Origin of the sequence: Duganella sp. CT11-25, assembly GCF_047302815.1 — a bacterium.
In the GTDB taxonomy this organism is placed as follows: domain Bacteria; phylum Pseudomonadota; class Gammaproteobacteria; order Burkholderiales; family Burkholderiaceae_D; genus Rugamonas.
In genome coordinates this window covers 3,298,380-3,318,388 of record NZ_JBKBFD010000001.1, presented here as the reverse complement: position 1 = coordinate 3,318,388, position 20,009 = coordinate 3,298,380, and the positions used below count along the sequence as shown (strand labels likewise).

Below are 20,009 nucleotides of genomic sequence, written 5' to 3'. Positions count from 1 at the left end.
TTTTTTTGTTTTACGCCACCTCGGCTTCCTGCTTGACCTCGTGCAGGTGCTCGTCCACATCGTGCTTGCCCTTGAAGAAGCGGGCGCAGCGCTTGCCGAGGCTGTCGAGGTAGGTGTAGGCCACCGGCACCACCACCAGGGTCAGCAGGGTCGAGGTGATCACCCCGCCGATCACCGCGCGGCCCATCGGCGCCTGCGTCTCGCCGCCGTCCCCCATGCCGATCGCCATCGGCAGCATGCCGAACACCATCGCCAGCGTGGTCATCACGATGGGACGCAGCCGCACCTGGCCGGCGCTCATGATGGCGTCGAACTGGCTCAGGCCTTCCTTCTGCGCATGGTTGGTGAAGTCCACCAGCAAGATCGCGTTCTTGGTCACCAGGCCCATCAGCATGATGAAGCCGATCACCGAGAAGATGTTCAGGGTGCTGCCGGTCGCCAGCAGCGCCACCAGCACGCCGATCAGCGACAGCGGCAGGGACATCATGATCGCCACCGGCTGCAGGAAGCTGCCGAACTGCGAGGCCAGCACCAGGTAGATGAAGATCACCGCGATGCCCAGCGCGATCATGGCCGAGCCCATGCTTTCCTCCATGTCCTGGGCGTTGCCGCCGACATCGAAGCGCACGCCGGCCGGCAGGTCGATTTCCTTCATGGCCTTCTTGACGTCGCTGTCGACGTCGCCGCCCGGACGGCCTTCGACGCCGGCGTACACCGCCACCCGGCGCTGCAGCGCCTGGCGCTTCAGCACCTGCGGGCTGAAGCCCGGCACGAACTCCACCACCTGGCGCAGCGGCACCATCACCGGACGGCCGTCCGGGCCCAGCTTGCTGGAGGCCAGCGACAGGTCGGCCAGGTCGGCGATCTTCTGGCGGCCCGACTTCGGCAGCTGCACGTTGACGTCGTAGTTCTGGCCGTCGTCCGCCAGGAAGTGGCTGGTGGTGTCGCCCGCCACGAACGGCCGCAGCGCGATGCCGATCTGCTGCGTCGTCAGGCCCAGGTCGCTGGCCAGCTCGTTGTTGATCTTGACGTTGGTCGACGGGTTGGCGCCCTCCTGGCTGTACTCCAGGTCGGCGACGCCCTTGATCTTGCGCATCTTGTCCATCAGGCGGTGCGCCACGTCGTCCAGCTTGCCCTCGTCGGTGCCGAGGATGGCGATGAAGATCGGCTTCCAGCCCACCGTCAAGGTGATGCCGGCGATCTTGCCCAGCCGTTCGCGGATCGCCGCCTCCATCTCCTTCTGCGAGCGCCGATGGTGCAGCTTGCGGTCCAGCAGCTTCATGTCGATCTGCGCCGTGTTGCGGCCGTCCTGGGTGCCGACCACCGCCACCACGCTGGCGATCTCGGGGAAGGCCTTGAGCGCCGCCTCGACCTGCTGCACCTTGTTGTCGGTATATTCCAGGCTGGAGCCGACCGGGGTCTTCATCAGCAGGTTGACCCAGCCGTTGTCCTGCTCCGGCATCATCTCGCCGCCGATCATCGGCACCAGGAACAGGCTGCCGGCGAACAGCGCGAACGCGCCCGCCAGGGTCAGCTTGCGCCAGCGCAGGGCCACGCCCAGCACCTTGCCGTAGACCCTGTGCAGCCACTCGACGCCGCCCTCCAGCCAGTGCATGAAGCGGCCCAGCCACGGCACGTACTTGAAGCGGTCCTTGACCGGGTCCGGCCACACCGACGACAGCATCGGGTCGAGCGTGAAGCTGACGAACAGCGACACCAGCACGGCCACCGCGACGGTGATGCCGAACTGCAGGAAGAAGCGGCCGATGATGCCCTGCATGAAGGCCACCGGCACGAACACGGCGACGATCGCGAAGGTGGTGGCCATCACGGCCAGGCCGATCTCGTTGGTGCCGTCCTCGGCTGCCTTGCGATGGCGCTTGCCCATGCCCAGGTGGCGCACGATGTTCTCGCGCACCACGATGGCGTCGTCGATCAGCAGGCCGATGCACAGCGACAGCGCCATCAGGGTCAGGAAGTTCAGCGTGAAGCCGAAGGCCTTCATGGCGATGAAGCTGGCCATCACCGCGATCGGCAGCGTCAGGCCGGTGATGATGGTCGAGCGCCACGAGTGCAGGAAGAAGAACACGATGATCATCGTCAGCACCGCGCCTTCGATGATGGTTTCCTTCACGTTGTCGAGCTGGCTTTGCACCTTGACCGATTCGTCGTTCAGGATGGTCAGCGTGATATCGGACGGCAGCGTCTTTTGCAGGTCCGCCGCCACCTTCTGGATGCGCTTGCCCACTTCGACCACGTTGGCGTCCTGCACCTTGGTGATGTCGATCGACACCGCGCGCTTGCCGTTCAGGCGCGAGATCGACAGTTCTTCCTGGGCGCCGTCGATCACGGTCGCCACCTGTTCCAGGTACACCGGGCCGTTGGCGCGGCGGGCGACGATGATCTTGTTGAACGCGCGCGCATCCTTCATCTTGCCCTCGACCCGCACCAGCTGCTCGGTGGCGCCGAACGCCAGCGAGCCGGCCGGCAGGTTGGTGTTGGTGGCCTGGATGGCGGCGATCACCTCATCGACGCCGACCGCCTGCGCGGTCAAATCGTTGGGGCGCAGGCTGATCAGGATCTGGCGCGAGGTGGTGCCGTTCAGCCGCACCTGGCCGACCCCGGCCACGCCCTGGAAGCGCTTGCCGATCACCTGGTCGGCCATGGTCGACAGTTCGCGCAGCGTGTGGTCGCTGGCGGTCAGGGCGATCTGCGCGATCGGGCGGCTGTTCTCGCCCTCGAAGCGGACGATGAACGGATCCTTGGCTTCCTTGGGGAAGCGCGGGCGCACCTGGGCCACCTTGTCGCGCAGGTCCTGCATGGCCTTGTCCATATTGGTCGACAGCTCGAAGTCGATGTAGACGCCGGCCCGGCCTTCCCACGAGTTGGCGCGCAAGGTCTTGATGCCGCTGACGGTGTTGACCACGTCCTCGATCGGGCGCGTGATGTCGTTCTCCACCGCCTCCGGCGAGGCGCCCGGATACTGCACCTCGATCAGCGCGCCGGGAATGTCGACGTTGGGCATGGCCTCCAGGCCCAGTCCCCGGTAGGAGAACAGGCCCAGCACCACCAGCGCCACCATCACCATGGTGGCGAAGACCGGGTTCTGAATACTGGTTTTAGTGATCCACATGATTTAGCCTTTCGCCAGCATGGCGGACTTCGGCGGCTGGGCCGGGGTGGCCACATTGGCGGGCAGCTTGACCTGGCTGCCGGGCTTGACGCTGCCCAGCTTGGAGACGATGACGTTGGCGCCGGCATCCAGGCCGTCGGTCACTTCGACATAGCCTTCGTCGTCGTTGCGCAGGCCCAGCTTGACCGGCTGGGCGATCACCTTGCCCTGTTCGATCTTGTAGACCACCTGCTGGCCGTCGGTGGTGCGCAGCGCCGCCAGCGGCACGATGGGCGCCACGGCCGAGCGGTCGGTGACGATGCTGCCCTTGGCGAACATGCCGGCGCGCAGCGCGCTGTCGTCGTTCTTGACCGAGATATAGACCAGCATCGCGCGCGAGCCCACTTCCGTGGCCGGGTTGATGCGCGCCACCTTGCCGTGGAAGTCGCGCTGCTGGAAGCCGTCGACCCTGAACTTGACGTCCTGGCCGACCTTCACGCGCGGGATTTCCGAGGCCGGCACCTGCGCCTCCAGGGTCAGTTCCGACAGGTTGACGATGCTGTAGACCGGCATGTCCGGCGCCAGCTTCTCGCCGGCCTGCACGTGGCGCTTGCTGACCACGCCGCTGATCGGCGCCTTGATCACGCCGTCGTTGAGGGCGATGCGGGCGATCTCCACCATCGCCGCCGCCGACTTGACGTTGGCGCGCGCCAGGTCGACCGTGTTCTGGGTCGAGTCGTAGGCGTTTTGCGAAATGTATTTCTGCTTGAGCAGGGTCTGGCTGTTGCCCTCGTTCTTGCTGGCCATCGCCAGCTTGGCCTGGGCTTCGTCCAGCATCGCCTGCTGCTGTTGCAGGCGCGCGCGCAGGTCGGCCTGGTCGATGCGGGCCAGCACCTGGCCGGCGCTGACGGCCATGCCTTCCTGCAGAGTGGTGGCCTCCACCACGCCCGAGACCTTGGACTTGATGGTGGCCGAACTCAGGGGCGCCAGCGAGCCGGATAAGGGCAAGCTGACCGCCAATGATCGTGCTCCGACCGCCGCGATGTCGCCGCTGGACAGCTCGAAGACTTCCTTCTTGTCTTTCTTGTCGCCTTGCGCCGCCTGCGCCGGCGGCGGCGCCTCCTTCTTGTGCAGCACGGTCCAGCCGCCGCCGGCCAGGCCGATCACGATCAGGACGGCTACCGGCGCGCGCCAGCGCTTGCTGCGCGCGGTAGGCTGGAAGGAAGGTGGCAAGGTTTCAAGTTTCATATCGTTCTTCTGGTGAGGTTGGCGCATGTTGTCACTTTAGGCATTTTCAAGGGCGGCGGCCACCTCAATGCGATGAGCTGTGCAAAAACACGACTGAAATGCAGAAAGCCGGGATCGAATGCATTTGAGCCAAGTCAATGGCGGTTTTACCCGGAGGGCAAGAATGGGGCAGGCCTGAGAGGGCGTCCAGCCAGAGAGGCACCCCGTGCTTGCCGATTTCAGTGACATGTTCCAAAAGACCAGCGACGCCGTCATCTTCACCCGGCAGGAGTTGATCGTCGATGTGAATCCGGCCGGGCTGGCGCTGTTCGGCTGCGAGGACCTGGCGCAGATGCAGGGCCGGCGCCTGGCCGACTTCTCGCCGCTGCAGCAGGCCGAGGGCACGGCGTCGGCGCCGACGCTGGCCGGCATGGCGGCGCGCGCCCACAGCGACGGCAACCACCGCTTCGAATGGTGCTGGGTGGGCGGCGGCGGCCGCCAGTTCTGGGGCGACGTGCTGCTGACGTCGATGGCGCCGGACACGCTGTGCGCGGTGATCCGCGACATCTCGACCCGCCGCATGGACCAGCTGCTGCTGTCGCTGGCGCTGATGCGCGGCGTCAGCGACCGCCGCCGCTCCGAGGCGCGCACCCGCCACCTGGCCGAGCACGACTTCCTGACCGACCTGCCCAACCGCGTGCTGCTATTGGACCGCATGAGCCTGGCGCTGGCGGCGGCGCGCCGCCGCGGCAGCATGCTGGCCATCCTGTTCCTCGACCTGGACCGCTTCAAGAACATCAACGACACGCTGGGCCATCACATCGGCGACCTGCTGCTCAAGGAAGTGGCGGCGCGGCTGGTCAAGTGCGTGCGCAGCGTCGACACCGTCAGCCGCCAGGGCGGCGACGAGTTCGTCATCATCCTGGCCGACATCGGCGGCATCGACCAGGCCGCCCATGTGGCGGCCACCATCCTGCAGGCCTTCGAGCAGGAGTTCGTGCTGGAGCCGCACCGGCTGCATATCACGACCTCGATCGGCGTCAGCATCTTCCCCGGCGACGGCGCCGATATCGACACGCTGATGAAGAACGCCGACCTGGCCATGTACCACGCCAAGGAGAGCGGGCGCAACAGCTACCAGTTCTTCAGCCCGGAGATGAACGCGCAGATCGTCGAGCGGGTGGCGTTTGAAAACGAGCTGCGGCGCGCGCTGGCGGAACAGCAGTTCGTGCTGGAGTACGAGGCGCAGATCGATATCGACAGCGGCCGGCCGTTGGCGGCCGAGGCGCTGATACGCTGGCGCCATCCGTCGCTGGGCCTGCTGCGGCCGGAGCGCTTCATCGGCGTGGCCGAGGACAGCGGCCTGATGGTGCCGATCGGCCGCTGGGTGCTGGAGCAGGCCTGCCGCGAGGCGCAGCGCTGGCGCGAGGCCGGCCAGCCGCTGGTGGTCGCGGTCAACCTGTCGCAGACGCAGTTCCTGCAGCGCGACCTGGCCGACAGCGTGCAGGCGGCGCTGGCGGCGTCCGGCCTGCCGCCGGCGCTGCTGGAACTGGAGCTGACCGAGGCGGCGATCATGAAGCACAGCGCGATCGCCCATGCCCGGCTGGCGGCGCTGCGGGCGCTGGGCGTGCGGCTGACGATCGACGATTTCGGCACCGGCTATACCCGCGTCGGCCATCTGCGCGAGTACCCGGTCGACAAGCTGAAGATCGACCACAGCTTTGTCTACGGCATCCTCGACGGCGACGGCGCACCGGTGGTCGCCATCATCGCGATGGCGCACAGCCTGGGCCTGACGGTGCTGGCCGAGGGGGTGGAGACCGAGCATCAGCTGCTGTTCCTGCGGCAGCACGGCTGCGACCAGTACCAGGGCCGCTACGCGATGCAGGATGGCCGGCTCGACGGGCTGAACGGCCTGCTGGACGGGGCGTGACGCTAGCGCGCGCCGTACAGGCGCAGCCGCACCAGCACCTGGCCGTGGTCCGACGCCTCCGGCTTGTCCTGCAGCAGGTGGTCGTTCAGGTAGGTCACGTCCAGCACCTCGCCGACCGCGCAGCGCGAGGCCGGATTGAATTCCTCGGACACCAGCACGTGGTCGATGGTCATGTAGTGGCCCTCGTGGATGCTGGTGTAGCCGACGTTGCGCAGGCGGTCGCGGCCCAGCTGGATCTGGTTGCAGTCGAACATGCGGCCGCTCAGCTCCTCGCCCTCGACGCCGGCCGCGCCGGAGCCCATGACGATGTTGGTGGTGACGGCGTCGGCGGTGTCGTTGAAGTCGCCCAGCACCACGCGCGGGCGGCGGCCGGCGCGGTCCATGTCGCTGAGCAGGGCGCGCAGCGCCACCGCCTCGGTGCCGCGCCGGATCAGCGAGCGCAGGTTGGCCTGGGCGTACAGCATGGCGTCGTCGCCGCTGTCGCCGCTGCGGTAGTCGGGGCGCTTGGACTTCAGGTGGATCACGATGACGTCGACGATGCTTTGGTCCGGCAGCACCACCTGCGCATGCAGCGGCGCGCGGGCGAAGCGGTCGGCGTCGCGGCTGCCGGCCGGCAAGGTCACGCCTTCCGGGAACAGCAGGTAGGCGGCGGCCGGCGCGGCCAGCGGCAGGCGCGAGACCAGCGCCACCTGCGGCGTCATGCGGCTGTCGCCGGTGACCGGGTCGGGCGGCGGGTCGAAGCCGGCCAGCTCGGCCTCGCGGTAGCGCCGGCTGCGGGCCAGCACGTCGCGCAGCGCCGCCATCGAGAAGATTTCCTGCAGGCCGATGACGTCGGCGTCCAGCTGGTCCAGCTGCTGCGCGGTCCAGGCGACCTTCGCTTCGTACTCCGCCTCGGTGAGCGGCGACAGATTGTCGTACAATTTCGCCCCAGGCTGGGAAAGATTGCAAACATTGAAAGTGGCAAAGCGAATTTCCTGCTGCATAATGAGAAACTCCTGATAGAACCTACTTCACAAGCAGCGTATCACGCATGGCGAAAAAAGAGCACATCTCCGAAACTCCGGCCACCCAGCTGCTGCGCAAGCACAAGGTGGCGTTTTCCGAGCATCCCTACGACTACGAGGACCACGGCGGCACCAGCGTGTCCTCGCGCGAGCTGGGCGTCGACGAACATCACGTGGTCAAGACCCTGGTGATGCAGGACGAAGCCGCCAAACCTTTAATTGTGCTGATGCACGGCGATTGCAAGGTCTCGACCAAGAATCTTGCGCGCGGCATCGGCTGCAAGTCGGTCGAACCGTGCAAACCCGAGGTGGCCACGCGCCACAGCGGCTACCAGATCGGCGGCACCTCGCCGTTCGGCACCCGCAAAGCGATGCCGGTATACGTCGAGGATAGCATCCTTGCGCTGGAAACGATTTATATCAATGGCGGCAGGAAGGGCTATCTGGTCGGCATCAAGCCGCAGGTGCTGGTCGAACTGCTGAACGCCAGGCCGGTGCACTGCGCTCTGGCCGAGTGAGACGCGACAGTGTATATTCGTCTGCCCCCAAGGGCATGACACTACTTTGAGGAAATAATGAATACAGTTTGGATGACCGTCGCCGCCTATCTGCTCGGCTCGATCTCGTTTGCCGTGATTACCAGCAAGTTGTTCGGCATCGCCGATCCCCGTACCTACGGCTCGAAAAATCCCGGCGCCACCAATGTGTTGCGTAGCGGAAATAAAGCGGCGGCCATCGTCACCCTGATCGGCGACGGCGCCAAGGGCTGGCTGGCGGTGTGGCTGGCGATCCATTTCCAGTCGCAGCTCAACATCGGCGACGCCACCATCGCGCTGGTGGCGATCGCGGTCTTCCTGGGCCACCTGTGGCCGGTATTCTTCCGCTTTGTCGGCGGCAAGGGGGTGGCGACCGCGCTGGGCGTGCTGCTCGGCCTGGATCCATGGCTGGGCCTGGCCACCCTGGTGACCTGGCTGGCGGTGGCGTTCGCGTTCCGCTACTCGTCGCTGGCGGCGCTGGTGGCGGCCTTGTTCGCGCCGTTCTATTATGGTTTATTGTTCGGCATGGAGCCGCAGCTGCTGGCCGTGTTCGCGATGAGCGCGCTGTTGGCTTTCCGTCACAGCAAGAATATCTCCAACCTGATCGCCGGCAAGGAAAGCCGCATCGGCAGCAAGAGCAAAGACGCGGTTAAAAAGAAAGGGAAATAATGGCTACGCCTGTCAAAATCGATTTTGTCTCCGACGTTTCCTGCCCGTGGTGCGCGATCGGCCTGAAGTCGCTGCAAAAAGCGCTGACGGCCATCGGCGGCGAGGCCGAGGTGGCGCTGCATTTCCAGCCCTTCGAGCTGAATCCGAACATGGGGCCGGAAGGCCAGGACATCGGCGAGCACCTGGCCGAAAAATACGGCTCGTCGGCCGCCCAGCAGGAGCAGGCGCGCGAGATGATACGCGCGCGCGGCGCCGAAGTCGGCTTCGATTTCGCGATGGGCAAGCGCAGCCGCATCTACAACACCTTCGACGCCCACCGCCTGCTGCACTGGGCCGAGGCCGAGGGCAAGCAGCGGGAACTGAAGGAAGCCCTGTTCGCGGCCTACTTCACGCTGGGCGACGATCCGAGCTCGCACGCGGTGCTGCTGCGCGTGGCCGGCGAGGTGGGCCTGGACACCGACGGCGCCCAGCATGTGCTGCAGTCGAACCAGTACGCCGACGAGGTGCGCGAGCGCGAGCAGTTCTTCCAGCGCCACGGCATCAACTCGGTGCCGGCCGTGATCGTCAACGAGCGCCACCTGATTTCCGGCGGCCAGCCGGCCGAGGTGTTTGAAAAAGCGCTGCGCGAGATTATGGCCAAAGGATAAATAAAAAAATGCCATCATCGGCGGGGGCGGTTGCTCCCGCCGCCCCTGTTTTGCGATAAACTGGCCGGGTAGCACCACATTCATGACCCGCGCCTACGTCGCTACAACAGGGAGGCCCATGCTGGCCGCAGAAAAAGTACATACGCTGACCACCGCCCGTCCGCAGGCAGACCAGTTCCGGCTGGCCGCGCTGCATCGCTACCACATCCTCGACACCCCCGCCTGCGAAGACTTCAGCTTCCTGACCGAACTGGCGGCGAAGATCTGCGAGGTTCCCTACGCTTTCATTTCGCTGGTCGACGCCGAACGGGTGTGGATCAAGTCCTGCGCCGGCATGCGGATGGGCGAACTGCCGCGCGGCGAGAGCTACTGCTCGCTGGCCGTGCTGGGCGAGGCCGCCACCGAGATCCCCGACCTGACGCAGGACTTCCGCACCGCCCACATGGCGTTGACCGTCGGCGAACCGCATATGCGCATGTACAGCAGCGTGGCGCTGACCTCGTCCGACGGCTTCGCCATCGGCACGCTGTGCGTGATGGACACCAGGCCGGGCGTCCTGAGCACCGCGCAGCGCGCCACGCTGGCCAGGCTGGCGCGCCAGGTGATGGCGCTGATCGAACTGCGCGCCAACGAAAAGACGCTGTCGGCCACGGTGCGCGAGCTGGAGATGCTGGCCACCACCGACGAGCTGACCGGCCTGCACAACCGCCGCTCGCTGCTGCACCGCTTGAAATTCGAGACGGCGCGCGCCAAGCGTTTCCGCTCGCCGCTGTCGGCGGTGATGATCGACCTGGACCGCTTCAAGCAGATCAACGACGATCACGGCCACGCGGTCGGCGACCAGGTGCTGGCCAATGTCGGCCGCCTGCTGCGCGAGAGCGTGCGCGTGATCGACGTGCCGGGCCGCTACGGCGGCGAGGAACTGTGCGTGATCCTGCCGAACACGCCGCTAGAGGGCGCCGGCAAGTTCGCCGAGACGCTGCGCGCCAAGCTGGAGGCGCAGCTGCACTACGCCGGTCCGCGCCAGCTGTCGGTGACCGCCAGCATCGGCGTCGGTTCCTTCGACCATATGGAAATCGCCGACGCCGAGAGCCTGCTGCGCCAGGCCGACGCCGCCCTGTACCGCGCCAAGCACGCCGGCCGCAATCGCGTGGAGTGCGGCTCCCCCTGAAAGGATTTTGTCATGCCTACCGCCAGCTGGAACGGCGTCGTCATCGCGCAAGCGAGCGACGATGAAGTTGAAATCGTCGAAAACAATGTCTACTTCCCGCCGTCCAGCGTGAAGCGGGAATATCTGCAGCCCAGCGCGCACACCTCGCGCTGCCCGTGGAAGGGCCTGGCCAGCTATTACAGTGTCAGCGTGAACGGCAAGGTCAACGAGAACGCGGCCTGGTATTACCCTGAGCCGTCCGAGAAGGCCGCGCAGATCAAGGACCACGTCGCCTTCTGGCGCGGCGTGGACGTGCAGCGCTAGGAATGGGCCTGCTGGCCAAGCCCTATCTGCAACGGATCACGGCGCAGTTTGGCGATCATATCGACTTCGAGCGCCATCCCTACAATGTGCCGTCGATACGCGGGCTGGCGTCGATCAGCTTTCACGCGGACGTGACTTTCTTCATCGGCGAGAATGGCGCCGGCAAGTCGACCATGCTGGAGGCGATCGCGCTGGCGCTGGGCTTCAGCATGGAAGGCGGCACCAAGAGCGTGCGGCTCAACACCGCGAGCGAGGCGGCGCCTTTGCACGAGTCGCTCAAGCTGTCCCGCAGCTACAAGACGCCGCGCGACGGCTACTTCTTCCGCGCCGAGAGCTTTCACAACGTCGCGACCTACATGGACACGATGCCATCGGAGTATCTGGACAGTTACGGCGGCGGCTCGCTGCATGCCCGGTCGCACGGCGAGGCTTTCATGGCGGCCTTGCTGCACAAGTTCAAGGGCAGGGGCCTGTACCTGCTGGACGAACCTGAAGCGGCGCTGTCGCCGAACCGCCAACTGGCGGCGCTGAGCGCGATCCATCAACTGGTCGAGCAGGACTCGCAGTTCATCATCGCCACCCATTCGCCCATCCTGCTGGCCTATCCGAACGCCAAGATCCTGCAGTTCGACGGCAGCGGCATTTCCGAGGTGGCCTATGAAGACACCGAGCACTTCGCCATCACGCGCGACTTCCTGAATCACTACCCACGACGGCTGGAACAGCTGCTCAAATCCGAATAGGTCCATGGACAATATCACCCACAGCATCATCGGTTTCGGCGTCGGCGAACTGGTACATCGCAGCTTGCCTGACGAGGCGGATGATGGCGCGCAGCGCGTGCGGCACCGGCTGTTGCTGGTGTCCTGCGCGCTGGCCAGCAACTTCCCCGATCTCGACCTGTTCCTGACCAAGCTGCTGCCCGATCCTCTGGGCTATCTGCTCAATCATCGCGGGCATACGCATACGGTGTTGTGGGCCTTGCCGCAGGCTTTGCTGCTGGCGGCCTTGCTGTGGCTATGCTGGCCGTCGGCGCGGGCGCTGCTCAAGGCCAGCGGGCCGGCGCGGCTTGGGCTGGCGCTCAGCGTCGGCGTCGGCTTCGCGCTGCACCTGCTGATGGACTTCACCAATTCGTATGGCATCCATCCCTGGTATCCGCTCGATGGGCGCTGGTTCTATGGCGACATGGTGTTCATCATCGAGCCGCTGTTCTGGGTGGCGATCGGCGTGCCGATGGCGCTGATCATGCGCTGGCGCTCGCTGCGCATGGCGGGCCTGGCGTGCCTGCTGGCGGCGCTGGTGGCGTTTGCGTCGAAAGGCTATCTGGGTTGGCCTTCGTTTGCGGGCTTGCTGCTGATCGCCGCGGTGTGCGGCGCGGTGCAATGGCGCGCCGGCTTGCGTGGCATGGCGGGGTTGCTGCTGGCGCTGGGCGTCGGCGTGGGATTTATCGCGTTGCAGGGCTATGCTTCGCATGTGGGGCGCGCGCAGATCATCGCTGTTTTGCAGCAGGCGGATGCTTCATCGCGCGTGCTGGATGTGTCGATGACGGCGTTTCCGTCGCAGCCTTTGTGCTGGGCTTATGTCAGCGTGGAGAGCAACGAGGCGGCGGACCGCTATCGCCTGCGGCGCGGCGTGGCCAGCATCGCGCCGGACTGGCTGGCGCCGCTGGCTTGCCCTGCGGGCCTGGTGGAGCGGCTGCCTTCGGTGGCGCTGTCCACCGGCGTGCGGCAGTTCGATATGGCCGAGGCCAGCTTGCGGCAGCTGCGGGCCTTGAAGGCCGGGCGTTGCGATGTGGATGCCTGGCTGCGCTTCTCCCGGGTGCCGAAGCTGGATACGGCGGCCCACGAGTTATCCGACTACCGCTTCGCCGCCACGCCGCGCGGCAACTTCACGACGCTGCATTTTGCGCAAGCCATGAAGTGCCCGGACGGCGTGCCGCGCTGGGGCTACCCGCGCGCGGACCTGCTGTCGCCGCAACCGTAGCATGCTCTGTATGGATTCCCGCCTGCGCGGGAGTCCATGCCGAGTAACCTTAAGCAGCTTGCTTCAGCGCCGTGTGGTCGGTCGACACGGCCAGCTCCAGCCACTCGCTCATCTCTTTTTCGACGAACAGGTTTTTGGCGCGCACGCGTTCCACCGTATCCGAGCCCAGTTGCAGGCGCACCGGCGGCTGTTCGCTGTCGGCCAGTTGCAGCAGGGCGCCGGCCAGCTTGAGCGGATCGCCCGGCTGCTGGTGATTGGCTCCGTCGGCAAACTCGCGCATGGCGCCGACGGTGGCGGCGTAATCCTCGATGCGGTCGCGGGTGGCCACCAGCGACGAGGCGTCGAGGAAGTCGGTGCGGAAGAAGCCCGGTTCCACCACCGTCACGTCGATGCCCAGCGGCGCCAGTTCCATCGACATCGCCTCGCTCAGTCCCTCGACGGCAAACTTGGTCGAGCCGTACACGCCCCAGCCGGCGTAGGCCGAGTAGCCGCCGACCGACGAGATGTTCATGATATGGCCGCCGCCTTGCTTGCGCATCGCCGGCAGCACGGCGCGGGTGACGTTGAGCAGGCCGAAGACATTGGTCTCGTACAGCGCCCGCACTTCCTCGGCGTTGGCTTCCTCCACCGCGCCCAGCAGGCCGTAGCCGGCGTTGTTGACCAGGACGTCGATGCGGCCGAAGCGCGCCACCGCCTGTTGTGCCGCGGTGATGGCCTGGGCTTCCAGCTTGACGTCCAGGCGCAGGGCCAGCAGGTTTGGATGTTCGCCCAGCGCGGCGATGACGGTGTTGGGATCGCGGGCGGTGGCGACCACGAAATCGCCGCGTTCGAGCGCTTTTTGAGCGGTCAGCACGCCGAAGCCACGCGATGCGCCGGTGATGAACCATACTTTTTGTGCAGTGCCAGTCATGATCGTTTCCTTGAGGTTGGGTGAGTTGGTAGACGCAAGTTTAGGCCGCCGTTACCTGTTACACTAGCCATAGGAAAGCTGTTTGATTTTCACCTTATAGTTGTAAATGAAAACATGGATAAAGCCCGGGTCATCAGTTTGTTCATCGGCGTGGTGCGCGCCAGGAGCTTCAGCCAGGCGGCGGTCGATGCCGGCCTGACGCCGCAAGCGGTCAGCAAGGCGGTGCGGCAGTTGGAGGATCACCTGGGCGTGCGCCTGTTCCACCGCACCACCCGCAGCCTGAGCCTGACGGACGAAGGCACGCGCCTGTTCGAGCTGGCCAACCCCGGACTGCGCCTGCTGGACGAGGCGCTGGACCAGATCCAGAACAGCCGGCTGGAGGTGGACGGCCTGATCCGCGTTGCCGCGCCCATGTCGATCGGCAACTCCATCATCGTGCCGCTGCTGCGTGAATTCCAGGAGCGCTACCCCGGCGCGCATTTCGATATCCAGCTGGACGACCACTTCACAGACTTGGTGGAGAGCAAGATCGATGTCGGCTTCCGTGCCGGCAGTCCGCCCGAGCGCAACCTGATCTCGCGCAAGCTGGGCGAGATCACGCTGCTGACCTGCGCCGCGCCGGCCTACCTGGACCGGCATGGCACGCCGAAGAAGGTGGCGGACCTGGCCGAGCATCGCTGCACCGGCTTCCGCCAGCCGAATACCGGCCGCCTGATGCCGTGGGAACTGCATGTGGACGGTGCCACCGTCTACCTGGACGCGCCGGCCGTCGCCAGTTTCAATACAGTGGAGGGGGAGTTGACGGCGGTGCTGAACGGCGTCGGCATCGGCCAGATGCCGGTATTCATGATCGAGCGGGAGCTGGCCAGCGGCGCGCTGGTACCCTTGCTGACCAATACGCTCACCGCCAACAACGGCGTTTTCATGTACTACCAGCAACGTACGCAGATGCCGATGCGGGTGCGGCATTTCATCGATTTCGTCTCGGAGCGGGCGCCGCTGCGGCTTCAGGCCCAACGGCGGGCCGTCAATGCCTCCAAGGGCAGATAGCGGGCGGCGTGCCCGGTGATGGTGCTTTCCCGGCCGTATCGTGTGGCGTCTTCACCACAAAAGCGCCTAGAATCAAGCTGTATAGGCAAATTTATGCTTATTTGGTTGGCACGACAATTGCATTGCCCTCCAGAAAGGAAGATGATCGACAAACATGGAGGCTGTTATGAATACCGCAACTGAACAAAAAGTAAAGAACACGGTGGCACACGAATCGCCGGCCGACGAACACCGCTTGCGCAGCGAGCGCATTGCCGCCCGTGGCGTCAGCCTGGGCAAGGGCAAGGCGAAATACCTGATCCCGTTGGTCGGCCTGGCCGTGCTGGCGTCGATGGCTTTCGCCCAGGGCTAATTACACGACCTTGATCTCGTCCAGCGGCCAGCGCGGCCGCACATTGAACGAATAGTCCTTTTTCGCCGCTTGCGGGTTGATCATCAAGCGCATGGCGCCGGCGAAGGCGATCATCGCGCCGTTGTCGGTGCAGAATTCCAGTTCCGGGTAATAGACCTTGAACTTCTTCTTGGCTGCCGCCTCGTTCAGCGAGGCGCGCAGTTGGGCGTTCGCACCCACGCCGCCGGCGATCACCAGCCGCTTCAGGCCCGTATGCTTGAGCGCGGACACGCATTTGGCCGTCAGCACCTCGACAATCGCGTCGACGAAGCCGCGCGCGATGTTGGCCTTGTCCTGCTCGCAGATATTCGCGATCACTTTTTCCTCGTGGTTCTTCACCACCGTCAGCACCGCCGTTTTCAGGCCGGAGAAGCTGAAATTGAAATCCTTGGTATGCAGCATCGGGCGCGGCAGCTTGTACGCCAGCGGATCGCCGAACTCGGCCAGGCGCGAAATCGCCGGACCGCCCGGGTAGCCCAGGCCCAGCAGCTTGGCCGACTTGTCGAAGGCTTCGCCGGCGGCGTCGTCCAGCGTTTCGCCCAGCAGCGTGTACTGGCCGACGCCGTCCACCCGCATCAGCTGGGTGTGGCCGCCCGAGACCAGCAGGGCGATGAAGGGAAACTCCGGCGGCTGCGAAGCCAGCAGGGGCGACAGCAGATGGCCTTCCAAGTGGTGGACGCCCAGCACCGGCTTGTCCAGCGCCAGACCCAGGCTGCAGGCCACGGAGGAGCCGACCAGCAGCGCGCCAGCCAGGCCGGGACCTTGGGTGTAGGCGATGGCGTCGATGTCGGCCAGCGTCTTGCCGGCGCCTTCCAGCGTCTGCGTCAGCAGCGGAATGGCGCGGCGGATGTGGTCGCGCGAGGCCAGTTCCGGCACCACGCCGCCGTACTCTTCGTGCATCGCCACTTGCGAATACAGGGCGTGGGAAAGCAGGCCGTGTTGCGTGTCGTACAGCGCAAGGCCGGTTTCGTCACAGGAGGATTCGACGCCGAGAACGATCATGAAAGAAGCACAAAGTGAAAGGGGAATCCGCCATTGTAAAGGAAAGTGCGCTCCGGCATGCACCAGCGCGGGTCCGGCCCGCACTGGCAAAGTGCGAAATTTTGCCATTCGGTCAGGATTTGCACAGGCCTTGCCCCTGCGGGCGCGTGGCATCGCTTTTGCTTAGACAACGCCATGAAGTCGATAGCAGGAGGTCGCGATGTCTGGACAATGGAAGCAGATCTGCAAACTCAAGGACGTGCCTCTGGACGGCGCGCGTCTGGTGCCGCGCGGCCTGGCCTGGCAGGAATTGCCGGGCGTGGCGCTATTCCGCACGGATGAGGAAAGCGTGTATGCGGTGCTGGAGAGCAGCGGCGTCGACCCGCGCTGCAGCAACGCGCGCAAGTATTCGGTGAAGGTGGAAAACTTCAAGGTCTACCTGGACCTGGAGGAACTGAGCGCCCCTGCCAGCAAGGCCGAAGCGGCGCTGGCGGGGGCGTTTGGCGTGGCCACGCGCGTGATGGCCTTCGGTTAAACAGCGGGGTTACGGGCGCTGTTGCAGTTGCTTGTGCGCGTCGCGCAGCATCTGCTCGGTGGTTTCCCAGTCGATGCAGCCGTCGGTCACGGAGCAGCCGTACTTCAGCTCGCTCAGGTCCGCCGGGATCTTCTGGTTGCCGCCGACGATGTTCGATTCGATCATCACGCCGACCAGCGACTTGTTGCCCTGGACGATTTGGTGGATCACGTCGGCCATCACCAACGGTTGCAGTTCCGGCTTCTTGTAGCTGTTGGCGTGCGAGCAGTCGACCACCAGGTTGGCCGGCAGCTTGGCCTTGGCCAGCGCCTGCTCGGCGATCGCGATCGATACCGAATCATAATTGGGACGGCCGTCGCCGCCGCGCAGCACCACGTGGCCGTAGGCGTTGCCGCGCGTGCGCACGATCGCCACATTGCCCTGCGCGTTGATGCCCAGGAAGGAGTGCGGATGCGCCGACGACAGGATGGCGTTGATGGCGATGCTGATGTCGCCGTCGGTGCCGTTCTTGAAGCCCACCGGCGTGGATAAGCCGGACGACATCTCGCGGTGGGTCTGCGATTCCGTGGTGCGGGCGCCGATGGCGGTCCAGGCGATCAAGTCGCCCAGGTATTGCGGCGAGATCGGATCCAGCGCCTCGGTCGCGGTCGGCAGACCCAGTTCGCAGACGTCCAGCAGGAACTGGCGCGCCTTTTCCATGCCGACGTTGACGCGGAAGGAGTCGTCCATGTCCGGATCGTTGATATAGCCCTTCCAGCCGGTGGTGGTGCGCGGCTTTTCGAAATACACGCGCATCACCAGCAGCATGGTGTCGGCCACTTCGGCTTGCAGCGCCTTCAGGCGGCGCGCGTAATCCAGGCCGGCCACCGGATCGTGGATCGAGCATGGACCGACGACCACGAACAGGCGCTTGTCCTGGCGGTCGATGATGTTGCGCAGGGCTTCGCGGCCCTTCATCACGGTGTCGGATGCGCTGTCGGTCAGCGGCAGCTTGCTGTGCAAGGCTTCCGGCGACGGCATCGGCGCAAACGAGGTGACGTTGATATTTTCGATGTCTGGGGAGATCATGATTCTCTACGATATTTATTTCGGGGGAGAGATAGTGTAGCCGAAATGCGGCTTAGTGGTTTAAGCTTGCTGCCATGACGACATCGAACACTGAACCATTCCTGGCCGCCCGGCTCATCAAGGAAATCGGCCGCGGCAAGAACGGCGCCCGCAGCATGAGCCGCGACGACGCCCACGACCTGTACCAAGCCATGCTGGATGGCCGCGTTTCCGACCTGGAAATGGGCGGCGTGCTGTTGTCCATGCGCATCAAAGGCGAGTCCGTGGAGGAGATCGCCGGCTTCCTCGATGCGGCCGAAGCCGCTTTCGAGCCGCTGACCGCGCCGCCGGGACAGTTCGCGCCGGTCGTGATCCCGACCTACAACGGCGCCCGCAAGATGGCCAACCTGACGCCGCTGCTGGCCATGCTGCTGGCGCGCGAGGGCGTGCCGGTGCTGGTGCACGGCGTCTCCCGCGACCTGGGTCGGGTGGCCACGGCCGAGGTGTTCGAGGCGCTGGGCGTGACCGCCGCCAGCCACCGCGCCGAGGCGGAGGAGGCGCTGGCGCAGGGGCGCCCGGCCTTCATCACCATCGACGCGCTGGCGCCCAAGCTGGCCTATATGCTGTCGCTGCGGCGCCGGCTGGGCGTGCGCAACTCCACCCACACGCTGGTCAAGATCATGCAGCCGTTCGCCGGGCCGGCGCTGCGGCTGGTGTCCTACACCCACCCGGAATACCTGGAAATGCTGGGCGAATACTTCACCACGGCGGCGCTGCACGAGCGCGGCGACGCCTTCCTGATGCGCGGCACCGAGGGCGAGACCGTGGCCAACGCCAACAAGGCGCAGCAGATCGACTGGTTCCACGGCGGCCTGCGCACGACGCTGGTGCCGAAGCAGACCCAGGTCGGCGAATTGCCGCTGCTGCCGGAGGACAAGGATGCGGTCACCACGGCGGCCTGGATCGCCTCCGTGCTGAAGGGCGAGGTGCCGGTGCCGCCGTCGATCGCCGAGCAGGTGGCGCAGTGTCTGCTGGTGTCGCGCACCCTGCAATCGCGCCAGCGGGTCAGCGAACCCATCGAGTAAGGCGGGCCCTTCAAGTACAATACGCCTTTGGACGATTGGATTTGATATGGCAAAGTTTGATGTAGCGGTAATCGGCGCGGGCGCGGCCGGCATGATGTGTGCGGCAACGGCGGCGCAGCGCGGCAAGCGCGTGGTGCTGATCGACCACGCCACCAAGCTGGCAGAGAAAATCCGCATCTCCGGCGGCGGCCGCTGCAACTTCACCAATATCAACGCCGGACCGGCCAACTTCCTGTCCGAGAATCCGCACTTCTGCAAGAGCGCGCTGTCGCGCTACACGGCGGCCGATTTCGTCGCGCTGGTCAAGAAGCACCGCATCGGCTACCACGAGAAACATCGCGGCCAGCTGTTCTGCGACGACTCGGCCGAACAGATCATCGACATGCTCAAGGACGAATGCGCCGGCGGCGACGTGCACTGGCGCATGCCGTGCAAGGTCGAGAGCCTGGAGCAGGGCGCCGACGGCGGCTTCGTGCTGCAGACCGACAACGGCGAGATCGAGGCCGACGCCGTGGTGATCGCCACCGGCGGCCTGTCCATCCCGAAGATCGGCGCGACCGACTTCGGCTACCGCATCGCCAGGCAATTCGAGCTGCGCATGGTCGAACCGCGCCCGGCGCTGGTGCCGCTGACCTTCGACCCGCAGCAATGGGCGCCGTTCGTGGAAATGGCCGGCATCGCGCTGGAAGTCGACGTCGAGACCGGCTCCCTCAAGGGCCGCAACCCGACCGGCGGCCGTTTCCGCGAGGATTTGCTGTTCACCCACCGCGGCCTGTCGGGCCCGGCCATCCTGCAGATTTCCTCGTACTGGACGCCGGGCACGCCTATCGTCATCAACCTGCTGCCGGAGCTGGACCTGGCGCAGACGCTGATCGAAGGCAAGGGCACGATCAAGAAGCAGCTGGGCAATGTGCTGTCGCAGTGGCTGCCGGCGCGCCTGGCGGAAGGCTTGCTGCTGGCGCACGGTTTCGAACTGGACGCGCGCCTGGCCGACATGCAGGACGCGCAATTGCGCAAGCTGGGCGCGGCGGTCAACCAGTGGACCATCACGCCGAACGGCTCCGAAGGCTACAAAAAGGCCGAAGTCACGCGCGGCGGTGTCGATACCCGCGAGCTGTCGCAGCAGAGCATGATGGTCGCCAAGGTGCCGGGCCTGTACTTCATCGGCGAGGCGGTCGACGTCACCGGCTGGCTGGGCGGCTACAATTTCCAGTGGGCGTGGGCATCCGGCGTGGCCGCGGGCCAGGCAGTCTGATATAATGGCTGTCCTTGCTGTAGCGGCGCCTGTGCAATCGTTGAGTTTGTTGAAAGATTGTCTAATACGCCGCGTTGTTTTTGCCATGAAAGCCGCTCAACAGGCCATCCTGATGGTCGGGCATCTTCCATTTTCCGGCAAAAGCTGCTATAGTCTCTTTCTCCCTATAA

General features: G+C 65.4%; 19 protein-coding genes. 13 read left to right on the top strand and 6 right to left on the bottom strand.

Annotated features, from left to right (window positions below):
- Positions 1–10: 10 nt before the first annotated feature.
- Both ACEN9F_RS14210 and ACEN9F_RS14205 read right to left on the bottom strand, forming a co-directional pair.
- Positions 11–3,133: an efflux RND transporter permease subunit gene (locus ACEN9F_RS14210; protein WP_413420671.1), complete on the bottom strand. Its 3,123-nt coding sequence runs from the start codon at positions 3,131–3,133 to the stop codon at positions 11–13.
- A 3-nt stretch (positions 3,134–3,136) separates the two neighbouring features.
- A complete protein-coding gene (locus tag ACEN9F_RS14205) occupies positions 3,137–4,360 on the bottom strand; it encodes an efflux RND transporter periplasmic adaptor subunit (protein WP_413420670.1) in 1,224 nt (407 codons plus the stop codon).
- Positions 4,361–4,586: 226 nt separating this feature from the next.
- Between ACEN9F_RS14205 and ACEN9F_RS14200 the strand changes: the two genes are divergently transcribed.
- Positions 4,587–6,272 (top strand): putative bifunctional diguanylate cyclase/phosphodiesterase, encoded by a 1,686-nt coding sequence (locus ACEN9F_RS14200; protein ID WP_413420669.1) that lies wholly within the window; start codon positions 4,587–4,589, stop codon positions 6,270–6,272.
- Positions 6,273–6,274: 2 nt separating this feature from the next.
- Here the strand turns inward: ACEN9F_RS14200 and ACEN9F_RS14195 are convergent, their stop codons facing one another.
- Positions 6,275–7,255, bottom strand: coding sequence for an endonuclease/exonuclease/phosphatase family protein (locus tag ACEN9F_RS14195; protein ID WP_413420668.1), 981 nt, complete (start codon positions 7,253–7,255; stop codon positions 6,275–6,277).
- 47 nt (positions 7,256–7,302) lie between these two features.
- Here ACEN9F_RS14195 and ybaK point away from each other — a divergent pair, with 47 nt between their 5' ends.
- The 7 genes from ybaK (at position 7,303) to ACEN9F_RS14160 (ending at position 12,585) form a co-directional block, all read left to right on the top strand.
- Positions 7,303–7,794 (top strand): Cys-tRNA(Pro) deacylase, encoded by a 492-nt coding sequence (gene ybaK / locus ACEN9F_RS14190; protein WP_413420667.1) that lies wholly within the window; start codon positions 7,303–7,305, stop codon positions 7,792–7,794.
- A gap of 57 nt (positions 7,795–7,851) precedes the next feature.
- Positions 7,852–8,481: a glycerol-3-phosphate 1-O-acyltransferase PlsY gene (plsY, locus tag ACEN9F_RS14185; protein ID WP_413420666.1), complete on the top strand. Its 630-nt coding sequence runs from the start codon at positions 7,852–7,854 to the stop codon at positions 8,479–8,481.
- Positions 8,481–9,128, top strand: coding sequence for a DsbA family oxidoreductase (locus ACEN9F_RS14180; protein ID WP_413420665.1), 648 nt, complete (start codon positions 8,481–8,483; stop codon positions 9,126–9,128). Before plsY ends, ACEN9F_RS14180 begins: the two co-directional genes overlap by 1 nt.
- 118 nt (positions 9,129–9,246) lie before the next feature.
- Entirely contained in the window at positions 9,247–10,299 is a 1,053-nt protein-coding gene (locus ACEN9F_RS14175; protein ID WP_413420664.1) for a diguanylate cyclase, read from the top strand.
- A gap of 12 nt (positions 10,300–10,311) precedes the next feature.
- Positions 10,312–10,602, top strand: a complete 291-nt coding sequence (locus tag ACEN9F_RS14170) for a DUF427 domain-containing protein (RefSeq protein WP_413420663.1) — start codon at positions 10,312–10,314, stop codon at positions 10,600–10,602.
- A gap of 2 nt (positions 10,603–10,604) precedes the next feature.
- Entirely contained in the window at positions 10,605–11,345 is a 741-nt protein-coding gene (locus ACEN9F_RS14165) for an AAA family ATPase (protein WP_413420662.1), read from the top strand.
- 4 nt (positions 11,346–11,349) lie between these two features.
- Complete coding sequence (locus ACEN9F_RS14160; RefSeq protein ID WP_413420661.1) at positions 11,350–12,585, top strand: metal-dependent hydrolase; 1,236 nt, start codon at positions 11,350–11,352, stop codon at positions 12,583–12,585.
- Between the two features lie 49 nt (positions 12,586–12,634).
- On the opposite strand, the gene ACEN9F_RS14155 is transcribed toward ACEN9F_RS14160, so the two are convergent.
- The gene (locus ACEN9F_RS14155) at positions 12,635–13,495 is read right to left on the bottom strand and encodes an oxidoreductase (RefSeq protein WP_413420660.1); all 861 of its coding nucleotides are present in this window, start codon (positions 13,493–13,495) and stop codon (positions 12,635–12,637) included.
- Positions 13,496–13,609: 114 nt separating this feature from the next.
- Between ACEN9F_RS14155 and ACEN9F_RS14150 the strand changes: the two genes are divergently transcribed.
- On the top strand, positions 13,610–14,545 hold the full coding sequence (locus ACEN9F_RS14150) for a LysR family transcriptional regulator (RefSeq protein ID WP_413420659.1): 936 nt from the start codon (positions 13,610–13,612) through the stop codon (positions 14,543–14,545).
- A gap of 166 nt (positions 14,546–14,711) precedes the next feature.
- A complete protein-coding gene (locus tag ACEN9F_RS14145) occupies positions 14,712–14,897 on the top strand; it encodes a hypothetical protein (protein WP_413420658.1) in 186 nt (61 codons plus the stop codon).
- Here the strand turns inward: ACEN9F_RS14145 and tsaD are convergent, their stop codons facing one another.
- Positions 14,898–15,938: a tRNA (adenosine(37)-N6)-threonylcarbamoyltransferase complex transferase subunit TsaD gene (gene tsaD, locus ACEN9F_RS14140; protein WP_413420657.1), complete on the bottom strand. Its 1,041-nt coding sequence runs from the start codon at positions 15,936–15,938 to the stop codon at positions 14,898–14,900. It lies immediately after the preceding gene.
- A 199-nt stretch (positions 15,939–16,137) separates the two neighbouring features.
- Here tsaD and ACEN9F_RS14135 point away from each other — a divergent pair, with 199 nt between their 5' ends.
- The gene (locus ACEN9F_RS14135) at positions 16,138–16,452 is read left to right on the top strand and encodes a hypothetical protein (protein ID WP_413420656.1); all 315 of its coding nucleotides are present in this window, start codon (positions 16,138–16,140) and stop codon (positions 16,450–16,452) included.
- A 9-nt stretch (positions 16,453–16,461) separates the two neighbouring features.
- On the opposite strand, the gene ACEN9F_RS14130 is transcribed toward ACEN9F_RS14135, so the two are convergent.
- Positions 16,462–17,520, bottom strand: coding sequence for a 3-deoxy-7-phosphoheptulonate synthase (locus ACEN9F_RS14130; RefSeq protein ID WP_413420655.1), 1,059 nt, complete (start codon positions 17,518–17,520; stop codon positions 16,462–16,464).
- Between the two features lie 74 nt (positions 17,521–17,594).
- Here ACEN9F_RS14130 and ybiB point away from each other — a divergent pair, with 74 nt between their 5' ends.
- Together ybiB and ACEN9F_RS14120 are read left to right on the top strand one after the other, a co-directional pair.
- The gene (ybiB, locus tag ACEN9F_RS14125; protein ID WP_413420654.1) at positions 17,595–18,584 is read left to right on the top strand and encodes a DNA-binding protein YbiB; all 990 of its coding nucleotides are present in this window, start codon (positions 17,595–17,597) and stop codon (positions 18,582–18,584) included.
- A 46-nt stretch (positions 18,585–18,630) separates the two neighbouring features.
- Positions 18,631–19,839 carry an NAD(P)/FAD-dependent oxidoreductase gene (locus tag ACEN9F_RS14120; protein ID WP_413420653.1) on the top strand — a complete coding sequence of 403 codons (1,209 nt, stop codon included), beginning with the start codon at positions 18,631–18,633 and terminating at the stop codon, positions 19,837–19,839.
- Positions 19,840–20,009 lie beyond the last annotated feature (170 nt).

Coding starts and splice junctions, on each gene's coding strand:
- ACEN9F_RS14210 (WP_413420671.1), bottom strand. CDS start 3,133: ATGTGGATCACTAAAACCAGTATTCAGAACCCGGTCTTCGCCACCATG.
- ACEN9F_RS14180 (WP_413420665.1), top strand. CDS start 8,481: ATGGCTACGCCTGTCAAAATCGATTTTGTCTCCGACGTTTCCTGCCCG.
- tsaD (WP_413420657.1), bottom strand. CDS start 15,938: ATGATCGTTCTCGGCGTCGAATCCTCCTGTGACGAAACCGGCCTTGCG.
- ACEN9F_RS14165 (WP_413420662.1), top strand. CDS start 10,605: ATGGGCCTGCTGGCCAAGCCCTATCTGCAACGGATCACGGCGCAGTTT.
- ACEN9F_RS14170 (WP_413420663.1), top strand. CDS start 10,312: ATGCCTACCGCCAGCTGGAACGGCGTCGTCATCGCGCAAGCGAGCGAC.
- ACEN9F_RS14135 (WP_413420656.1), top strand. CDS start 16,138: ATGTCTGGACAATGGAAGCAGATCTGCAAACTCAAGGACGTGCCTCTG.
- ACEN9F_RS14205 (WP_413420670.1), bottom strand. CDS start 4,360: ATGAAACTTGAAACCTTGCCACCTTCCTTCCAGCCTACCGCGCGCAGC.
- ACEN9F_RS14195 (WP_413420668.1), bottom strand. CDS start 7,255: ATGCAGCAGGAAATTCGCTTTGCCACTTTCAATGTTTGCAATCTTTCC.
- ACEN9F_RS14150 (WP_413420659.1), top strand. CDS start 13,610: ATGGATAAAGCCCGGGTCATCAGTTTGTTCATCGGCGTGGTGCGCGCC.
- ybiB (WP_413420654.1), top strand. CDS start 17,595: ATGACGACATCGAACACTGAACCATTCCTGGCCGCCCGGCTCATCAAG.
- plsY (WP_413420666.1), top strand. CDS start 7,852: ATGAATACAGTTTGGATGACCGTCGCCGCCTATCTGCTCGGCTCGATC.
- ACEN9F_RS14145 (WP_413420658.1), top strand. CDS start 14,712: ATGAATACCGCAACTGAACAAAAAGTAAAGAACACGGTGGCACACGAA.
- ACEN9F_RS14200 (WP_413420669.1), top strand. CDS start 4,587: ATGTTCCAAAAGACCAGCGACGCCGTCATCTTCACCCGGCAGGAGTTG.
- ACEN9F_RS14160 (WP_413420661.1), top strand. CDS start 11,350: ATGGACAATATCACCCACAGCATCATCGGTTTCGGCGTCGGCGAACTG.
- ACEN9F_RS14130 (WP_413420655.1), bottom strand. CDS start 17,520: ATGATCTCCCCAGACATCGAAAATATCAACGTCACCTCGTTTGCGCCG.
- ACEN9F_RS14155 (WP_413420660.1), bottom strand. CDS start 13,495: ATGACTGGCACTGCACAAAAAGTATGGTTCATCACCGGCGCATCGCGT.
- ACEN9F_RS14175 (WP_413420664.1), top strand. CDS start 9,247: ATGCTGGCCGCAGAAAAAGTACATACGCTGACCACCGCCCGTCCGCAG.
- ybaK (WP_413420667.1), top strand. CDS start 7,303: ATGGCGAAAAAAGAGCACATCTCCGAAACTCCGGCCACCCAGCTGCTG.
- ACEN9F_RS14120 (WP_413420653.1), top strand. CDS start 18,631: ATGGCAAAGTTTGATGTAGCGGTAATCGGCGCGGGCGCGGCCGGCATG.